The 17471-nt window shown below is 45.4% G+C and carries 17 protein-coding genes; 11 read left to right on the forward strand and 6 right to left on the reverse strand.

Translation table 11 applies throughout. From position 1 onward, the window contains the following. Window positions 1-59 precede the first annotated feature (59 nt). Entirely contained in the window at window positions 60-1397 is a 1338-nt protein-coding gene (locus V7R55_RS07240; protein ID WP_334058646.1) for an MFS transporter, read from the reverse strand. Window positions 1398-1741: 344 nt separating this feature from the next. Here V7R55_RS07240 and uvrA point away from each other — a divergent pair, with 344 nt between their 5' ends. Both uvrA and V7R55_RS07250 read left to right on the forward strand, forming a co-directional pair. Beyond that, the gene (gene uvrA, locus V7R55_RS07245; RefSeq protein WP_334058648.1) at window positions 1742-4573 is read left to right on the forward strand and encodes an excinuclease ABC subunit UvrA; all 2832 of its coding nucleotides are present in this window, start codon (window positions 1742-1744) and stop codon (window positions 4571-4573) included. Between the two features lie 202 nt (window positions 4574-4775). After that, window positions 4776-4943, forward strand: a complete 168-nt coding sequence (locus tag V7R55_RS07250) for a hypothetical protein (RefSeq protein WP_025256952.1) — start codon at window positions 4776-4778, stop codon at window positions 4941-4943. A gap of 77 nt (window positions 4944-5020) precedes the next feature. Here V7R55_RS07250 and V7R55_RS07255 read toward each other — a convergent pair whose 3' ends face one another. Then, a complete protein-coding gene (locus V7R55_RS07255; protein WP_334058650.1) occupies window positions 5021-6523 on the reverse strand; it encodes an Hsp70 family protein in 1503 nt (500 codons plus the stop codon). Window positions 6524-6709: 186 nt separating this feature from the next. Between V7R55_RS07255 and V7R55_RS07260 the strand changes: the two genes are divergently transcribed. Together V7R55_RS07260 and V7R55_RS07265 are read left to right on the forward strand one after the other, a co-directional pair. Next, window positions 6710-7129, forward strand: coding sequence for an acyl-CoA thioesterase (locus tag V7R55_RS07260; RefSeq protein WP_334058652.1), 420 nt, complete (start codon window positions 6710-6712; stop codon window positions 7127-7129). A gap of 22 nt (window positions 7130-7151) precedes the next feature. Further along, on the forward strand, window positions 7152-7850 hold the full coding sequence (locus V7R55_RS07265) for a 2OG-Fe(II) oxygenase (protein ID WP_334058654.1): 699 nt from the start codon (window positions 7152-7154) through the stop codon (window positions 7848-7850). A gap of 18 nt (window positions 7851-7868) precedes the next feature. On the opposite strand, the gene V7R55_RS07270 is transcribed toward V7R55_RS07265, so the two are convergent. From V7R55_RS07270 to V7R55_RS07280, 3 genes are all read right to left on the reverse strand, one after another. Further along, window positions 7869-8366, reverse strand: coding sequence for a DUF3299 domain-containing protein (locus V7R55_RS07270; protein ID WP_334058655.1), 498 nt, complete (start codon window positions 8364-8366; stop codon window positions 7869-7871). Window positions 8367-8506: 140 nt separating this feature from the next. After that, on the reverse strand, window positions 8507-9037 hold the full coding sequence (ppa, locus tag V7R55_RS07275) for an inorganic diphosphatase (protein WP_071968025.1): 531 nt from the start codon (window positions 9035-9037) through the stop codon (window positions 8507-8509). 163 nt (window positions 9038-9200) lie between these two features. Continuing rightward, window positions 9201-10175 (reverse strand): class 1 fructose-bisphosphatase, encoded by a 975-nt coding sequence (locus tag V7R55_RS07280; protein WP_334058660.1) that lies wholly within the window; start codon window positions 10173-10175, stop codon window positions 9201-9203. Window positions 10176-10484: 309 nt separating this feature from the next. On the opposite strand from V7R55_RS07280, the gene mpl reads away from it, so the two are divergent. The 3 genes from mpl (at window position 10485) to V7R55_RS07295 (ending at window position 13353) form a co-directional block, all read left to right on the forward strand. Next, complete coding sequence (gene mpl, locus V7R55_RS07285; RefSeq protein ID WP_334058662.1) at window positions 10485-11843, forward strand: UDP-N-acetylmuramate:L-alanyl-gamma-D-glutamyl-meso-diaminopimelate ligase; 1359 nt, start codon at window positions 10485-10487, stop codon at window positions 11841-11843. 65 nt (window positions 11844-11908) lie between these two features. Then, window positions 11909-12541 (forward strand): flavin prenyltransferase UbiX, encoded by a 633-nt coding sequence (locus V7R55_RS07290; RefSeq protein WP_014975357.1) that lies wholly within the window; start codon window positions 11909-11911, stop codon window positions 12539-12541. Window positions 12542-12543: 2 nt separating this feature from the next. Then, entirely contained in the window at window positions 12544-13353 is an 810-nt protein-coding gene (locus tag V7R55_RS07295; protein WP_334058664.1) for a S1/P1 nuclease, read from the forward strand. A 161-nt stretch (window positions 13354-13514) separates the two neighbouring features. Here V7R55_RS07295 and rraA read toward each other — a convergent pair whose 3' ends face one another. Beyond that, window positions 13515-14000, reverse strand: a complete 486-nt coding sequence (rraA, locus tag V7R55_RS07300; RefSeq protein ID WP_179982013.1) for a ribonuclease E activity regulator RraA — start codon at window positions 13998-14000, stop codon at window positions 13515-13517. A 368-nt stretch (window positions 14001-14368) separates the two neighbouring features. Between rraA and V7R55_RS07305 the strand changes: the two genes are divergently transcribed. From V7R55_RS07305 to lysA, 4 genes are read left to right on the forward strand one after another with little or no spacing between them, the layout of a single operon-like run. Then, window positions 14369-14881 (forward strand): phosphatase PAP2 family protein, encoded by a 513-nt coding sequence (locus V7R55_RS07305; protein ID WP_179982012.1) that lies wholly within the window; start codon window positions 14369-14371, stop codon window positions 14879-14881. 1 nt (window position 14882) lies between these two features. Further along, the gene (locus V7R55_RS07310; protein WP_334058665.1) at window positions 14883-15950 is read left to right on the forward strand and encodes an MJ1255/VC2487 family glycosyltransferase; all 1068 of its coding nucleotides are present in this window, start codon (window positions 14883-14885) and stop codon (window positions 15948-15950) included. Between the two features lie 51 nt (window positions 15951-16001). Next, the gene (lptM, locus tag V7R55_RS07315; RefSeq protein WP_334058666.1) at window positions 16002-16199 is read left to right on the forward strand and encodes an LPS translocon maturation chaperone LptM; all 198 of its coding nucleotides are present in this window, start codon (window positions 16002-16004) and stop codon (window positions 16197-16199) included. Beyond that, window positions 16199-17449 carry a diaminopimelate decarboxylase gene (gene lysA, locus V7R55_RS07320; RefSeq protein ID WP_334058667.1) on the forward strand — a complete coding sequence of 417 codons (1251 nt, stop codon included), beginning with the start codon at window positions 16199-16201 and terminating at the stop codon, window positions 17447-17449. The genes lptM and lysA overlap by 1 nt, the downstream gene beginning before the upstream one ends. Window positions 17450-17471: the final 22 nt, after the last annotated feature.

A 17471-nucleotide genomic window follows, 5' to 3' on the forward strand; every position in this document is an offset into this window, starting at 1 on the left:
CCTTCCTTTCAAAATTACTATGGTGTTAACCTATCTTGGTATGTAACGTAATGGCATCTCTATGCCGACAGCACATCTCGCGCTTTTACTGCGTCAAATTCACGGTCTACCTTAAGATACACTGCATTATTTTGACCGTTTAGTGTTACTTCTAGCACACCTGGCACTAACATTAATTCTGACTCGATTGTGGAGGCTTTTGAATTATCAAACTCTGCGTTCATCATCACACGCTTTACCCGGCTCACTTCCTTCACGCCATAAATAATGAAGAGCCATAGCAGTGTACTAGCCGCACCAATTCCGTAAGCAATTTCTTGTGACCATATGTCAGTCACTAAACCTGAAATTACACCGCCTAGAAACGCACCGAAAAACTGAAAACTGGCGTAAAGCCCCATAGCCGTTCCTTTTTGCCCCGCAGGTGCAATGCTCGACACCAATGCAGGGAAATTCGCTTCTAAATAATTAAAGCCAGTGAAGAACAGAACTACAGCTGCGGTAACCCACCACCAGCTTTGGTCTTCCAAGCTAAGCGCTAAAAACGCGCCGCCCATCAGCACTACACCGATTACAAGAAGTGATTTTGGCGTGCGGCCTCTCGCCGCTCCCATCATAATAATTAGACCAACAATCGACGCTCCAAGCACGGGCAAGTAAACCGTCCAGTGGCTTTCTAACGACATGTCAAAGTTCAAAAGCGTGACAGGCAATTGAACAAACAACAGGGTAATTAGCATGTGCAGAATCATTACGCTGACATTTAAACGCCATAACTGAGAAGAAAAAATTAAGCGCTTCAGCTGGTTTTTTTGTGGAAGTGTATCGCCGCTGCTAAGCTGCACGCCATTTGGCACTACCCATTTAACCAGCGGCATGCAAAGAATGGCCAGAATACCAGTAATACCAAACACACCGGCAAGTCCGTAGCTGTTTGCAATAAGAGGCCCTAGAATAACAGCTAAGTAGAATGAAAAGCCAATAGCTATGCCTATGATAGCTAACACTTTAGCCCTTTGACTTTCACGGCTTACATCGGTAGCTAGCGCCATTATCGCACCTGCAATCGCGCCTGCACCTTGAAGAATACGCCCAACAATCATCATAGCCATGCTATCGGCATTGGCTGCCACAAAGCTTCCTAAAGCAAATACAGCAAGACCTAGCAAAATAACGGGTTTACGCCCCCATTTGTCAGACATCATGCCCATAGGAATTTGCAGCGCAGCCTGGGTTAAGCCATATCCACCCACAGCAAGCCCTACCAACAGCGGCGAGTAATCCGGGTAGTCCATTGCGGCTACAGCCAACACGGGCATAACCATGAACAACCCCATCATGCGTAATACGTAAACGGAGGCGAGTGCAAGCGCGGCGCGTAATTCCAAAGCGTTCAAAGCGTCTGTTTCCCTCAATAAATAAAATCAAAAAAACATAAAAGCGCGCAGAGAACACTTGTTTCTGCAGCATCACGAATAAGGTCGCGAAGTGTAGCATAATACAGTTGGTATTTTCTTCTGCTCGCGAGGTAGATTTAGCCCTCTCGCGCTACCCTTTTTCTTAATAGGGGTTTAAAAGTGGGGATAAAATCACCACTTTGCAATGTCGTTAAGCGAGAACTAATCGTAAGCTTATGACCGTGAGGTGATCTGCTTGCTCCGCTTACAGTATAACTTGAATGTCATATCACTTTACTTGACACCTATGGCATACTGATTCTTTTTCTCTCATTTAGGCTTCAATGGATAAAATCGAAATTCGCGGTGCTCGCACCCACAACTTGAAAAACATCGATTTAACACTGCCACGAGACAAACTGGTGGTGATAACCGGCCTTTCTGGCTCGGGTAAATCGTCTCTTGCATTCGACACGCTTTATGCGGAAGGTCAACGTCGTTACGTAGAGTCTCTGTCTGCCTACGCGCGTCAGTTTCTTTCCATGATGGAAAAACCCGATGTTGATCATATTGAGGGTTTATCACCTGCAATATCCATTGAACAAAAATCGACGTCGCATAACCCACGTTCCACCGTGGGTACTATCACTGAGATTTACGACTACTTACGTTTGATGTTTGCACGCGTTGGCACACCCCGTTGCCCGGAGCACGATGTGCCGCTAGATGCGCAAACGGTTAGTCAAATGGTCGACAAAGTATTAGCGATGCCGGAAGGCAGTAAGTTAATGCTGCTAGCGCCTATTGTTAAAGACCGTAAAGGCGAGCACGTTAAGACGCTGCAAAATCTCTCTGCTCAGGGCTTTATCCGCGCTCGTATCGACGGCGAGGTATGTGACTTGTCCGACCCACCGCCACTGGATTTGCATAAGAAGCACACCATTGAAGTTGTGGTGGACCGCTTTAAAGTGCGTGACGATATGGCACTGCGTTTATCAGAATCATTTGAGACAGCGCTGAGCCTAGCTGGTGGTAACGCTGTTGTAGCTGATATGGACGATAAAGACGCGGAAGAAATCGTGTTTTCAGCCAACTTTGCTTGTCCTCACTGTGGCTACAGCATTAGTGAACTTGAACCACGCCTGTTTTCATTCAACAACCCAGCCGGTGCCTGCCCAACTTGTGACGGGCTAGGTACAAGACAGTTTTTTGATCCTGCACGCGTTGTGGGTAATACCGAATTGAGCCTATCTGGCGGAGCGATTCGCGGTTGGGACAAGCGCAGCTACTACTATTTCCAGATGTTGCAGGCAGTAGCAGAACATTACAAATTTAGCCTTACTGTGCCGTTTGAAGAACTCGATGACAAACACAAAGACATCGTGCTCTACGGATCCAAAGGGAAATCGCTGTCTTTCAAATATATTAATGAGCGCGGCGATGTTATGGAGCGCAAACATCCATTTGAGGGCATTATTCCTAATATGGAGCGCCGCTATCGTGAAACCGAGTCGAACTCAGTTCGTGAAGAGCTAGCAAAATATTTAAGCCAACAGCATTGCAGTAGTTGTAACGGCACCCGTTTGCGGGTTGAAGCGCGTAACGTATTTATTCAAGATACTAACTTACCTGCTATTGCAGAAATGTCGATTGCAGATGCGTTTGGCTTCTTTGAGTCACTTAATCTGGAAGGCCAGCGAGCGCAAATAGCTGAAAAGATTTTAAAAGAAATTATGGACCGCTTAAGCTTTTTGGTGAATGTGGGCCTTAACTATCTTTCTATGTCACGCAGCGCCGACACCCTATCCGGTGGTGAAGCCCAGCGTATTCGACTAGCAAGTCAAATTGGCGCAGGTCTTGTTGGCGTAATGTACGTGCTCGATGAACCGTCCATCGGCCTTCATCAGCGAGATAATGAGCGATTACTTGGCACACTTACGCGCTTGCGCGACCTAGGTAATACGGTACTAGTTGTTGAGCACGACGAGGATGCCATACGCGAAGCCGATTACATTGTGGATATAGGCCCGGGGGCTGGTGTGCACGGTGGTGAAATTATTGCCGAAGGTTCGCTGGAAGACATTAAAAACAGTGAAGACTCACTTACCGGAAAATACTTATCTGGTAAGGAAAAAATAGATATACCTGCTAACCGCACGCCAGTTAAAGACGATAAGTGGTTAGAGCTTTTAGGTGCTACTGGTAACAATTTGCAATCGGTAGATTTACGTATTCCAACGGGTGTGATGACCTGCGTGACGGGTGTGTCTGGCTCGGGTAAATCAACGCTTATTAACGACACTTTCTATAAAATTGCGCAGCGCGAGCTGAACAAGGCAACCACGTCTGAACCGGCTCCGCATAAGTCGATGACGGGGTTAGACCAGCTCGACAAAGTAGTAGACATTGACCAAAGCCCTATCGGCAGAACCCCGCGTTCTAACCCAGCAACTTATGCGGGTATTTTCACTCCTATCCGTGAAATGTTCGCAGGCACGCAAGAGTCACGTTCACGGGGCTATAAGCCTGGCCGCTTTAGCTTTAACGTGAAAGGCGGACGCTGTGAAGCATGCCAGGGCGATGGTGTAATTAAAGTAGAAATGCACTTTTTGCCAGACGTGTACGTGCCTTGTGATGTATGTCAGGGCAAACGCTATAACCGTGAAACCCTAGAGATAAAATATAAAGATAAGAACATCCATGAAGTGTTAGAAATGACCGTGGAAGATGCACGTCAGTTCTTCGATGCTATACCTGCAATCTCACGAAAATTGCAGACACTGATGGATGTGGGTTTGTCTTATATCCGACTTGGTCAAGCGGCCACCACGTTATCTGGTGGTGAAGCGCAACGTGTAAAATTGGCGAAAGAGTTGTCAAAAAGAGACACTGGGCAGACACTTTATATCTTGGATGAGCCGACTACAGGTTTGCACTTCCACGATATTAAGCAGTTGTTAGCCGTCCTTCACAGACTGCGCGATCATGGTAATACCGTTGTGGTTATTGAGCATAACCTAGATGTAATTAAAACCGCAGATTGGATTGTCGACCTTGGACCGGAGGGCGGATCTGGAGGTGGCCAGATTATTGCAGAAGGAACTCCTGAGCATGTGGCACAACAAGAAGTTTCACATACTGGACGTTTTCTGAAACCCATGCTCACACAAGCTTGAGCCGGTGATGATGTAAATTCCTAGGCGTCAAGCGCACAACTTCTTCTTACTAACTGCTGTGTAATTTACACGGCAGTTTGTAAAAAGTGCGCGTTGACGTTTATTTACTTGTTTTTTACGCTGGTCAGAGCTTGTTTTGGCAAATCATACGTTACGATGATTTATGTGAATTTTGCAGTAAGAATTGCTGGAGCGAAACCCAATGACTCAAACGCCACCACTAGCCTTAGTTAAGACTTGGTACCACTTACTTTCATCATCTGAAGATAACGATGTGAAAGCGCGCGCACAAGAAATGCTGTTAAATGCTTTCGAGTCGCCAGAGGCTATCGCAGTTTATTTGAAAGAACACAATATTCTTAAGCACTAATTAAAAAAGCCTTAGCGTAGTCTATGTTACTGCGCTAAGGCTTAGTGTTTTTAACACCTGCAATAAATTAGAAAAGATTAAGCGTGCTTAGCTGCTTGAATCGCTAGTCCTTCGCACACCGAGTTGAATGCGTCGTTTTCTAACCGAGGCAACCCCGTAAGTAGTTTTTCATAGAGTGCATCAACCACGATAGGCGATAAACTCATCCCCCCGGTTATCATCACCACTTCTGGTTTTTCACTGCTGTTTTCCAAACATTCCACGACTAACGCTTTCACTTTATCTAGCCAAGGTTTTAACGCCTTTTTAAGTGACTCTTGTGAAATCTCTACGTCAAAGTCATCTTCAATGTAATGCAGCGGCAGCGTAATGTTTTGCTTGCTCGACAGTAGTTCTTTGGCCAATCGCGCTGAATTTACGACTCGAGCAGACAACTTGTTTTCTTGCACAATAAGCAAACGTTCTAACTGGGCGGGCTCTTTAATTACCGACATGGTTTGTGAAATATCTAAGCCGTAATCATCAGAGAAAAAGCGAGTAAGCGCTGGAATGTTATCAACTGCGCACATGTCTGAAAAATAGGTAGGCGGAACAGGAAGCCCGTTAATCATTTTAAGGCCCATACCCATTTCTGGCGCTATGCCTTTAAGAACTAAGCTTTTATCACAGTCCATGCCGCCTAAACGTCTGCCTGTAACCGCTAGCACATCATCTTTGCGGTCAAGCTGGTTGGAACGCTCAGGAGAAAGCTTAATACAGCAAATATCCGTGGTTCCCCCACCAATATCAACAATTAGCGTGGTAGTGTCTTTTGGCAAGGTTTGCTCAATTTTGTACGCCGCGGCAATAGGTTCATCTAAGAAATTAACCCCTGTAAAGCCTGCGTTAGTCGCCGCTTCAGTCATAATTTGAATGGCTTGGGCATTGCCCTCTTCACCGCGGGTGCCATGAAACTTAACAGGGCGGCCGACAACCGCATTGTTTACCACCTTGCCCAACTGCTGCTCGGCACACTGTTTAAAGTACGCTAATTGCTTAGCTATGATACCAATGAACGCCTGTTTTTGGTCGCCGTCTAGTGATGCGCCTAAAAAGTTCTTAGGCGAATAGATAAGTCGGCCTTTGTCCGGCATCTTAAGGAAGCGTCTAAACCCTTCTTCACCAAACGCAAACTTGCCGTGCTCTACTAAGCGTAGCAAAGGAATTTCATCTAGCGACATAGCGTGCATTAACTGCTGAATCGCTTTGCGTTGAAGGGCTGGTTTGTTATGCAGATCACCACGAAGCGAGTCGATTCGGCTGCTATACATTGCCTGCTCTTTCGGGTCTTTTGCCGAGTAATAGCCGTCTTTAGCTTTGTCTATTTGTTCGCTGATCACTCGCTGCAACTGCGCAACTTTCGCCTCTACCATAGCATCAGGAGGCGGCGGCAGTTCATCTTCAAAGTAAATGAACACCGAAGAACGAATTTTATTGCCCTTTTTATCTAGCGGGTCAAGTTTGATGTGCTGATGGGCCGTTCCATCAAAATACACAACCTCAGAATTTGATGTACCGTAGTCAATCCCAATCGCAGTCATAGTATGTTCGCTCAAAAAGTTAGATGCGGATTGTAATGCAAAAGAAGCTAACGGCACACCCCCTGTAAGCTAATCGAAACACAACGATTTACCTTAAACACAATCGCTTACACAAGGGCTTACTGAAAACCCCTGCCCATAATGCTAGAGTAGGAATTAAACTTATAACAATGCCTACAAATAATTATGAGTAATACAGCACCACTTATCACTTCTTTTGACGTACGTTTTTGCGAAACCGATGCCTTACAACATGTTAGTAATACGGCACTAGTTGCGTGGTTTGAAGCGGCCAGAGAGCCTATTTTCAGAATGTTTACGCCTGAGCTAGACTTACAAAACTGGCCACTAATCTTAGCCAGCTACAAGGTCGACTTTTTAGCTCAAATTTTTTATGGAAAACCAGTAACGGTTAAAACTTACATTAGTCGGCTGGGAAACAGTGCATTCGACGTGTTTCAGGAGCTTTGGCAAGACGGCAAGCTATGCTCAACTGGCGTAACGACCATGGTACATTTTGACTATAAAACGCAGCGTTCTGCGCCTATTCCAGATAATGTGAAGTCGGAACTACAGTCACATTTTAAAGAACTACCCACTAAGTAATAAAGCGCAGCAAGAGGTATCCATGAGCGATTTAATTGAAGTTATTGACGATGTACTACCACCTGAGCTGTGCTCGCAGCTTATGGCGCGCTTTGAAAGCAGCCCAAACTTGAGCCAAGGTCGCACTGGCGGTGGTGTAGATCTAGATAAAAAACGCAGTATGGATGTGTCCATAAGCCGCAACCCAGAATTTAAAGACTTATTCCAACAAGTGATGCAGCACACCGGAAAACAGCTGGTTGCCTACATTGAAAAATACTATTTTGCGCTTGTTGGGCCTATTGGCTTAACCGTACGTCACCCCAAAACTGGCGAACCGGTGAAGGTAACTGGGGAAAACTTTGAAGAAGTGGGTAAGCCAAATCTAGCCAACCTAGTTAACTATCTATTCCGCGTAGGCGATGTTAATGCACAGCGCTATACCGCAGGCAACGGCGGCTACCCTTACTGGCACTCAGAAGTGTATCCACAGCTTCAACATAACGATGCACTGCACCGCGTGTTGCTGTTTATGTACTACTTAAACGATGTGGACGAAGGCGGCGAAACAGAATTTTATTATCAAAACCGTGCGGTTAAGCCCCAAGCAGGCAGAATGGTGATTGCGCCGGCCTACTTTACTCACACGCACCGCGGCCAAATTCCAAAAAGTAACGACAAGTACATTTTAACGTCATGGCTTCTGTTTAACCGCGCTGAACAAATTTATACGCAGGGCTAGCCTACAAAGGCTAGCTTTTTAGAACCCTTCTACGGCTTCGCCTTTCAAGCGATAACCTACAGACGCAATATCGCCTTTCCAACCGTCAGTCGACAGTTCGCCGGTTACCCAAATCGCGTCGTAAATATTATCTATTCGCACACCTTCTTCAAATTTCACGTACACAATTTGATTAGATGGTGGTGGTGGCACGTGAATACAGGCGCCAAAATACGGAACAAGTAAGAACTCGGTTGTAAGCTCAGCCGTACCTTCTAGCGGCACAACAAACCCCGGTATTTTCACACGCTTTCCATCAAAGGTATCGACCACTGGTGCATCAGGCTGAAGCTGACTCATCTCACCATTGTGTTGAACTGAAGGAGGCGCAAGCTCATTAAACCCCTCGGGCACCAGATCTTCCCAGTATACTTCTACAGGATCTTGAACCGACGCTTCATCTGCAATAGCGTCGAAAGTTAGTACCATCATTAGTACAGCAAATAATGAGGTTACGGATAATTTTAGGTAGGTCATACTGCTCTCTATCGTTGACTATTCTGTTCGCTCGTTTGAATCGGCTTTTGCTTTTCGTATTCAATTTAATTTTTTAGCCACATACAAAAAGGGCTGGTATTGCACCAGCCCTTTGTATCATTAATTTGAAGCAGCGTGAATTATTCTGCCTCGAAACGCTCGATGCTTGAGGTAATTTCAGCTTTTGCAGCAGCTGCATCTGACCAACCGTCAATTTTCACCCACTTACCTGGCTCTAGATCTTTATAATGCTCAAAGAAGTGCTCAATTTGCTTAAGAAGAAGCGGAGGTACATCGGCAATTTCGTGCACGTCGCGATAAATCGTAGAAAGCTTGTCTACTGGTACTGCTAGTACTTTTGCGTCTTTACCCGACTCGTCAGTCATGTTCAGTACACCTACAGGGCGACATTTGATAACTGAGCCAGAAAGTAGTGGGAACGGCGTCATAACAAGAACGTCCACTGGGTCACCGTCTTCAGATAAGGTATTGTTCACGTAGCCGTAGTTAGTTGGGTAATGCATGCAAGTCGCCATGAAGCGATCAACAAACATTGCGCCTGTGTCTTTATCTACTTCGTATTTCACTGGGTCAGCGTGTGCTGGAATCTCAATGATTACGTTCACTTCATCTGGTACATTTTTACCAGCAGAAATAGCACTCAAGCTCATTCTTAGGTCCTTTCAATATTGGATTAAAAATTTGGTCGTAAGTATACGGTGACAGCAGCAAAATAAAAACGCTTTACGACCCATGTCGTACTAATCTCTTTATTTTTCGCTAAATTTTGCTGCTTTTTAATAAAAAATGACCCCGAAGGGCCATTTTTCTCTACTACGCTTTGTCGTTGTAGCTTAAGCACATTTCAACTTCGTCTTTCGAACCGATAATGCAAGGTACGCGTTGGTGAATTTCTTCAGGCATAACTTCTAGAATTCGGCCTGCACCCGTTTCCGCTTTACCACCAGCTTGTTCCATCAAAAATGCCATTGGGTTTGCCTCGTAAAGCAAACGCAATTTACCTGGTTTTGACGGATCTCTGTTATCGAATGGATACATAAAGATACCACCACGACAAAGTAAACGGTGAATATCACCCACCATTGCCGCTACCCAGCGCATGTTAAAGTTTTTACCGCGAGGGCCTTCTTTACCCGCTAACAAATCGGCAATATATGCTTGCATCGCCGGTTCCCAATGACGCTGGTTCGACGCGTTAATAGAGAACTCAGAGGTTTCTTCAGGCACCTTAATATTCGGGTGAGTAAGTAGGAAGCCGCCGTGAGTTTTATCAAGGGTATAGATGTGCGTGCCGCGACCTGTAGTTAGCGCCAACATAGTAGAAGGGCCGTACAGTACATAGCCTGCAGCAACCATTTGTGTGCCTGGCTGCAGAAAAGCAGATGGGTCATCTGGCTTCATCCACTGCGGTGCATGAGTAATAGAGAAAATAGTACCAATTAGGCTGTTTATTTCGGTATTTGACGAGCCGTCTAGCGGGTCGAAGCTTACTAGGTAGTTACCTTCCGGATTGCACGGTACTACATCGTCTTCTTCTTCAGACGAGATGGCTTTAACGTAGCCAGATTCCCTTAGCGTGTCTTTTAAAATGTGGTTAGAGATAACGTCGAGCTTTTTCTGCGTTTCGCCCTGTACGTTTTCTGAAAGAGTCGAACCTAGCACGCCAGCAAGTGCGCCTTGACTCACGCGGAAAGAAATTTCTTTACAGCCCGCTAGCAGTGTACGAATGAGTAGTATTAACTCAAGCGGTGCACCGTCTTGTTGCAATTGGGAATTTAAACGTTTCATTGAATGTAAGCCTTTTTTTATGTGTAGGGTGTTGTACTTGCAGTCGCTCAGCTTTCCTTACCGGCGTTTATCTGAAGCACACACAGGTTTTAAGCCTGTGGTTAGATTGTAACCGTGTTCTTAGTTAAGTGGAACACACCTTCAAAAAGTCACTCACACACCATACCAGTTTGAAAGCTACGAATATTCAAATATTTCCTTTAAATAAGTGCTGGCGACCACTGTTAATCGATGAAAATTGAATTATCTATAGGTCGTAGGGTTCTGATACAGTACGCCAATAACATAATAAATCACCGAGAATGCGCTATGCATGTACATATTTTAGGCATTTGTGGAAGTTTTATGGGTGGCATCGCCGCCATTGCTAAATCACTAGGCCACAAGGTTACAGGCTCAGATAAAAACGTTTATCCTCCCATGAGCACTCAGCTTGAAGCGCTTGGCATCGAGCTTACGGAAGGCTATTGCGAAAGCCAATTTGATCCAGCACCAGATATGGTAGTAATTGGTAACGCCATGTCCCGCGGCAACCCGGCTGTGGAGTACGTGCTAAACCGCAATTTACCTTATACCAGCGGCCCGCAATGGCTACTCGACAACTTACTCAAAGATCGTTGGGTGATTGGTCTATCTGGTACCCACGGTAAAACAACAACCAGCAGTATGGTGGCGTGGATTCTTGAACACGCTGGTCTTAATCCTGGTTATTTAATTGGCGGCGTTCCAGAGAACTTTGGTGTATCGGCTCGAGTAGGTGAAAGCCCCTTTTTTGTCATAGAAGCCGACGAATACGACAGCGCATTTTTCGATAAACGTTCCAAGTTTGTGCACTATCGTCCAAAAACTTTGGTTATCAATAACCTTGAATTTGATCATGCCGATATCTTTTCAGATCTGGCAGCTATACAAACCCAGTTTCACCATCTGGTCCGCATGGTGCCAGAAAATGGGCTTATTCTTACGCCAAATAGCACGCCAGCCATCGAGGATATGTTAAAGAAAGGTTGTTGGTCGTCGCGTCAGTCGCTAGGTAAAGAATGGCATGCTGAGCTGCTAAAGAAAGACGGTAGTGAATTTAACGTACTACATAACGGCGTTATAGCTGGAACCGTAACGTGGGCGCTGGTTGGTCAGCACAATGTAGACAACGCACTAATGGCCATAGCTGCAGCACATCATGCGGGCGTTACCTTACCTGATGCCGTAGAAGCCTTATCCTTTTTTAAGAATGTTAAACGCCGCATGGAAGTTAAGGGCGAAGTTAACAACATCACCCTTTATGACGACTTTGCACACCACCCTACTGCAATAGCCACTACGCTTGATGGACTGCGCAAAAAGGTGGGTAATGCACGTATTCTAGCTGTGCTAGAGCCGCGCTCAAACACCATGAAAATGGGCGTGCATAAAGATACACTTGCAAATTCTTGGCAGAAAGCCGATGAAGTGTATCTTTATGAACCTGAAGGCATGGACTGGTCATTAGTCGATTCTGTGGCGCACAGCAATGCGCCCACTCACTGCTTTAAAGATGTAGAGAAGATCGTTCAACGCGTTTGCAACGTAGCACAACCGGGCGATCATATTCTTGTAATGAGTAACGGCGGTTTCGAAGGTATTCACAGCCGTATCCTTGACGCTTTAAATATGAAGTCCAAACTTTAAAAAATTAAAACGACGTTATATTCGATTGGCAAGCCTTTAGGTTTGTTATCAACAGAGGCTAAACCATGAAACACGATAAGCAAGTGACACTTGCTATTACAGGTGCATCTGGCGCACCTTACGCCCTAACACTGCTGAAATCGCTGGTTAATGCAGACTATCAAGTTTACGTACTTATTTCTTCGGCTGCCAAAGTGGTATTTGCCACAGAAGAAAACGTAAAAATACCGGGCCGTCCCGAAGACGCAGCGGCGTTTTTTACCGAGCACTGCAATGCTAAACCCGACCAAATAAAAGTGTTTGGAAAAGAAGAGTGGTTTTCACCAGTAGCTTCAGGCTCGGCTGCCCCAGCAAAAATGGTGGTATGTCCATGCTCTACAGGCACATTATCGGCTATTAGTATTGGCGCAAGCGACAATCTCATTGAGCGAGCAGCTGATGTGGTATTAAAGGAACGGGGCCAACTTATTTTAGTGCCACGTGAAATGCCGCTCTCTTCTATTCACCTTGAAAATATGCTCAAGCTTTCTCAAATGGGTGCTACTATTATGCCCGCAGCGCCAGGCTTTTATCACAATCCAAAAACTATCGACGACTTGGTCGATTTTGTTGTGGCGCGCATACTAGACCATTTAGGTATTGAACAGTCTCTCGTCGCCAGATGGGGCTATCAGTCTTCTAAACATTCTGAGGATTAATTATGTTAGCGTTTGCAAACAGGATTTGCGCAGTAGCGCTTAGCACAATATTTACGTTGTGCATTGCATCACCCGCCTTCGGCTGGGGTCAAACAGGCCATAGAGTAACGGGTGCTATTGCCCAGCAGTATCTAAGCCCCCTTTCACATGCGGCACTTATGGAGTTGCTACCACATGGCTCATTGGCTGAAGCTTCTACCCATGCTGATGAAATGCGTTCTAACCCCAGCGAATTTTGGCAAAAAACAGCTAGCCCATGGCACTATGTATCTGTGCCCAAGGGTAAAACCTACGAAGAGGTCGGTGCACCAAAGCAAGGTGATGCGGTTACCGCGTTAAAGCAATTTACCGAAACTTTAAAAAGCGACACAGCCAGCATTGAAGAGAAGCGCTTAGCCCTTCAGTTCATCGTGCATATCATTGGCGACTTGCATCAGCCACTGCACGCTGGTAACGGCACTGACCGCGGTGGAAACGATGTAAAAGTACGCTTTTTCTGGCAAGATTCTAATTTGCACCGCGTGTGGGATTCGCAAATGCTAGATCAGCGCGACCTGTCCTATTCTGAGTGGACTAAGTGGCTTACACAAACCATTAGCTCAGAAGACATTCGCAGTTGGGCGACAACAGACCCTATGGTATGGATTGAAGAAAGTACCGCTATTCGAGATACCATCTACCCAGATAATGCCAACAACATGAGTTACGACTACCTGTACAATCATTTACCTACAGCGAAAAAGCGTTTGCAGATGGCTGGTATTCGCATCGCAATGTATCTGAATCAGGTATTTGAAGAAGCGAACAAGTAGGTTTTAACTAACACCATCGTCAATTCCAAGTTGTATTAAGACTGATCAATTAGACTTATTGGTATTAGCGGAAACGCTGCAAGCATTAAAAACAAAAACGGAGGCAATACGCCTCCGTTTTTTAATTCTCAAAGCAGGTAGCTTCTGCTTACTGTTTAGCTTTAATCTAAATCTAGCGGCTCAGGAGAAAGAATAACGCCGGTGCTATCTGCATAAAGGTGGTCTTCAGGTAAAAACGTTACGCCACCAAAGTTAACCGGCACGTCAACTTCGCCAATGCTTTCACACTCGGCATTTACTGGAATTGCGGCAACGGCTAATACGCCAATATCAAGTTCAGCAAGACTATCGACTTCGCGAACGCTACCGTAAATTACAACGCCTTCCCAATCGTTATCAATAGCGACTTGAGCAGATGATGCATCAAATAGCGCTCGACGGCTTGAACCCCCGCCATCTATTAGCAGTACTTTACCCGCACCCGGCTGAGCAAGCACACGGTCAATAAGACCTCGGTCTTCAAAGCATTTAACGGTGGTAATCTCCCCACCAAAAGAATAACGGCCACCAAAGCTTGCGAAAATCGGATCTACTACGTCTACGCTGTCAGCAAACAAGTCGCATAATTCAGATGTGTTGTATTCCATTATTTTGCCTTACTAAAATTGAGAAGCGTTGAAGCTCTATGCTCGTTAAACCTAGCATAGCATTAATTAAGGTGATGCAAACGGTTGATTTAGCGCGTTTCATCAAATTTTTATGTTTTGTTAAAAAAGCAATGATTAAGCGCAGATGAGCATTAATTGAGCACGTATTTTGCTTCATGCATTTAGCTAAAATTGTTCTGCTAAAAAGTTTTGTTTAATAACCACTTTCCCCGTATATGCAAAGGGTGCATGGCAAAAAATAAAAATCGCGTTAAATGTCAAAAAAGTTTCTTTTTTCCGTCACCCACTAGTCATAGACACACTTTAGCCTGTGCATTAATTAACCGATAGAGGACAAGGCGATGTTGATGAAATCCTTGACCAAGTACGACACTGACTTATTTTATCGCCTCTACAAACTGACGCAAAAAAGAGACTGTAGAAGTATCGTCTGGCTGTCGAAAACAGGTGACGGTTACCTATACTTTGTTATCGGTATGCTGCTTTGGGCATTTGAGCCAGAGCACGGTGAGCTTTTCCTTTACACAGCGCTGATGGCATATGCGCTGGAGTTACCCATCTATGTGCTGCTTAAGAAAATGTTCAAGCGCCCTCGCCCTTGCGATTTTCTAATGAATTTAACAGCACATGTCACGCCTTCTGATAAGTTTTCTCTACCTTCAGGCCACACCGCTGCTGCAACACTCATGGCGTGTATAGTTGCGCACTATTACCCGCCTTTCGCTCTGCTGGCCTACTGCTGGGCCGCACTTATTGGGCTATCGCGCGTGCTACTCGGTGTACATTATCCCTCCGACGTGGTCGCAGGCTCTCTACTAGGCGTAACTATTGCAACTCTAAGTATTTCAATTCTGGGGTAGTATGAAATTATTGTATGGTGTGCAAGGCACCGGTAACGGACATATTGCTCGAGCACGAATTATGGCAGCGGCATTGGCTGAACGAGACGATGTAAGCGTTGACTTTGTTTTTACCGGTCGTGCCCCCGAAAAATATTTTGATATGGAAGTGTTCGGAGATTACCGAACATACAAAGGGCTTAGCTTTATTACTAAAAGCGGGCGCGTAGACAAATGGTCTACCGTTAAAGACGCCAACCTTCGTCAGCTCAATAAAGATATAAAAGCATTCGATACCAGCGGTTACGATTTGCTGGTTAACGACTTCGAACCCGTAACGGCCTGGGCTGCAAAGAAACAGGGGTTACCTTCTATTTCTATAAGCCACCAGGCGGCGTTCACGTACAATGTGCCTAAAAGTGGCAATACCATTTTCGATAGTTTTATAATGAAGCTATTCGCGCCTACCGATCTCCAACTAGGTGTGCACTGGTATCATTTTAATCAGCCTATCATTCCGCCTTTCGTTGCAGAAAAGCCTTTGATAACGTCGGGTAACGGTCACGTTTTAGTTTATTTACCGTTTGAAGATGTAGAAGATATCCAACAAATGCTTGAACCGCTAAGCGATCAAGTATTCGAATGCTTCCATCCAAATATTGAAGAAGCGAAAGAGGCGGGCCATATTCATTGGCACCCGACCTCAAAAAAGCACTTTCAAAAGGCGTTACAGCATTCTAGTGGTGTCATTGCAAACGGTGGTTTTGAGCTATCGAGCGAAGCACTCCAGCTGGGCAAAAAGCTGTTAATTAAACCGTTACACGGTCAGTTTGAGCAGCTATCCAATGTGTTAACCCTTAACAAATTAGATTTATGCCAGACCCTGTTTCAGCTTGATACCGATATTGTGGAAGAGTGGCTCGACGAGCCTGAAAACGAAGCCATTGCCTTTCCAGATAACCCGAACATCCTAATTGACTGGCTTAAAAATAAAGACTTTTCTGATACAAAAAGCCTGTGCGATACGCTTTGGAAAAACGTTCAATACGGCGATAAAACACAAGAACGTTTATTGGCTCTTGCAATTTAACACCGCAATGCGATGATAACGGCATTTGTCGTATTCTTTGCGGGATTTTTCGTGCTTAAAAAGTCAGTTGTTTTCTTGCTAACACTCACAGCATTGTGTGGCTGTGGTTATAAAGGGGCGCTTTATATTCCTGACGCGCCTGCACAAAACACCTCTACTGAACCAACGTCTTCTGAAAGTGCAGAAGCCGCTGATTCATCTAGCGCCAATACCCCCTCCCCCGCAACTACTTCTGGAGAGCTGAACTAGTGGATTTTTTCGCCTACAGCCAAGGTCAGCTGCACGCTGAACAAGTAGCTGTTTCTGATATTGCAGCCCAGCACGGAACGCCGGTTTATATTTATTCACGCGCTACGTTAGAGCGCCATTGGCATGCCTTTAACGATGCTATCGGTGAACATCCTCACCTTGTATGTTATGCGGTAAAAGCTAACTCAAACATTGGTGTATTAAGTGTTTTAGCGAAGTTAGGATCAGGCTTTGACATCGTTTCAGCGGGTGAATTGGCGCGTGTTATTGAAGCCGGTGGTGACACAAGCAAAGTGGTATTTTCAGGCGTAGGCAAAAAGCACGACGAGATTCGCTATGCCTTGGAACAAGGCATTATGTGCTTTAACGTAGAGTCAGAGCCAGAGCTTCATCGCATTAACCAAGTGGCCAGTGAAATGGGCGTACAAGCCCCTATTTCGCTTCGCATAAACCCTGATGTGGATGCTAAAACTCACCCTTACATCTCTACGGGATTGAAGGCCAACAAATTTGGTATTGCTCGTGAACGCGCACTTGCTACCTATGAACTAGCTGCATCGCTACCACATTTAAATGTGGTTGGCATGGACTGTCACATAGGCTCACAACTTACTGAAATTGGCCCATTTGTAGATGCATTAGAGCGCTTACTTCTGCTTATTGATGAATTAGCCGAGCGCAACATTATTATTGAGCACTTAGATGTAGGTGGTGGTCTTGGCGTGACTTATAACGACGAGCAACCGCCTCATCCAAAAGCCTACGCACAAGCCATGGCTGAAAAAATGGTAGGCCGTGAAAACTTAAAGCTTATCCTTGAACCTGGTCGTGCTATTGCAGCTAACGCGGGTATTTTGGTCACTGAAGTTGAATTTATCAAAGAAGGTGAAGAAAAGAGTTTCGCTATCGTCGATGCTGCCATGAACGACTTACTGCGCCCTGCCCTTTACTCTGCGTGGCAAAATATTATTCCTGTGAAAGAAGAAAGCACGGCAGCGCTTCGAACCTATGACGTTGTAGGGCCGGTGTGCGAAACCGGTGATTTCATTGGAAAAGATCGCGAATTAGCCATTGAGCCTACCGACTTACTTGCTGTACGCAGCGCCGGTGCCTATGGTTTTGTGATGGCCTCAAACTACAACAGCCGCTGTCGACCAGCGGAGATTATGGTAGACGGCGATAAAGCAATTGTGGTTCGCGAACGAGAAAAACAAAAAGATCTCTGGCAAGGTGAGTACAAACTTCCGTAAACTAGAGACAAACTAACAAGAT

It is taken from the genome of Alteromonas sp. S005, from assembly GCF_036864475.1.
Classification (GTDB): Bacteria; Pseudomonadota; Gammaproteobacteria; order Enterobacterales; family Alteromonadaceae; genus Alteromonas.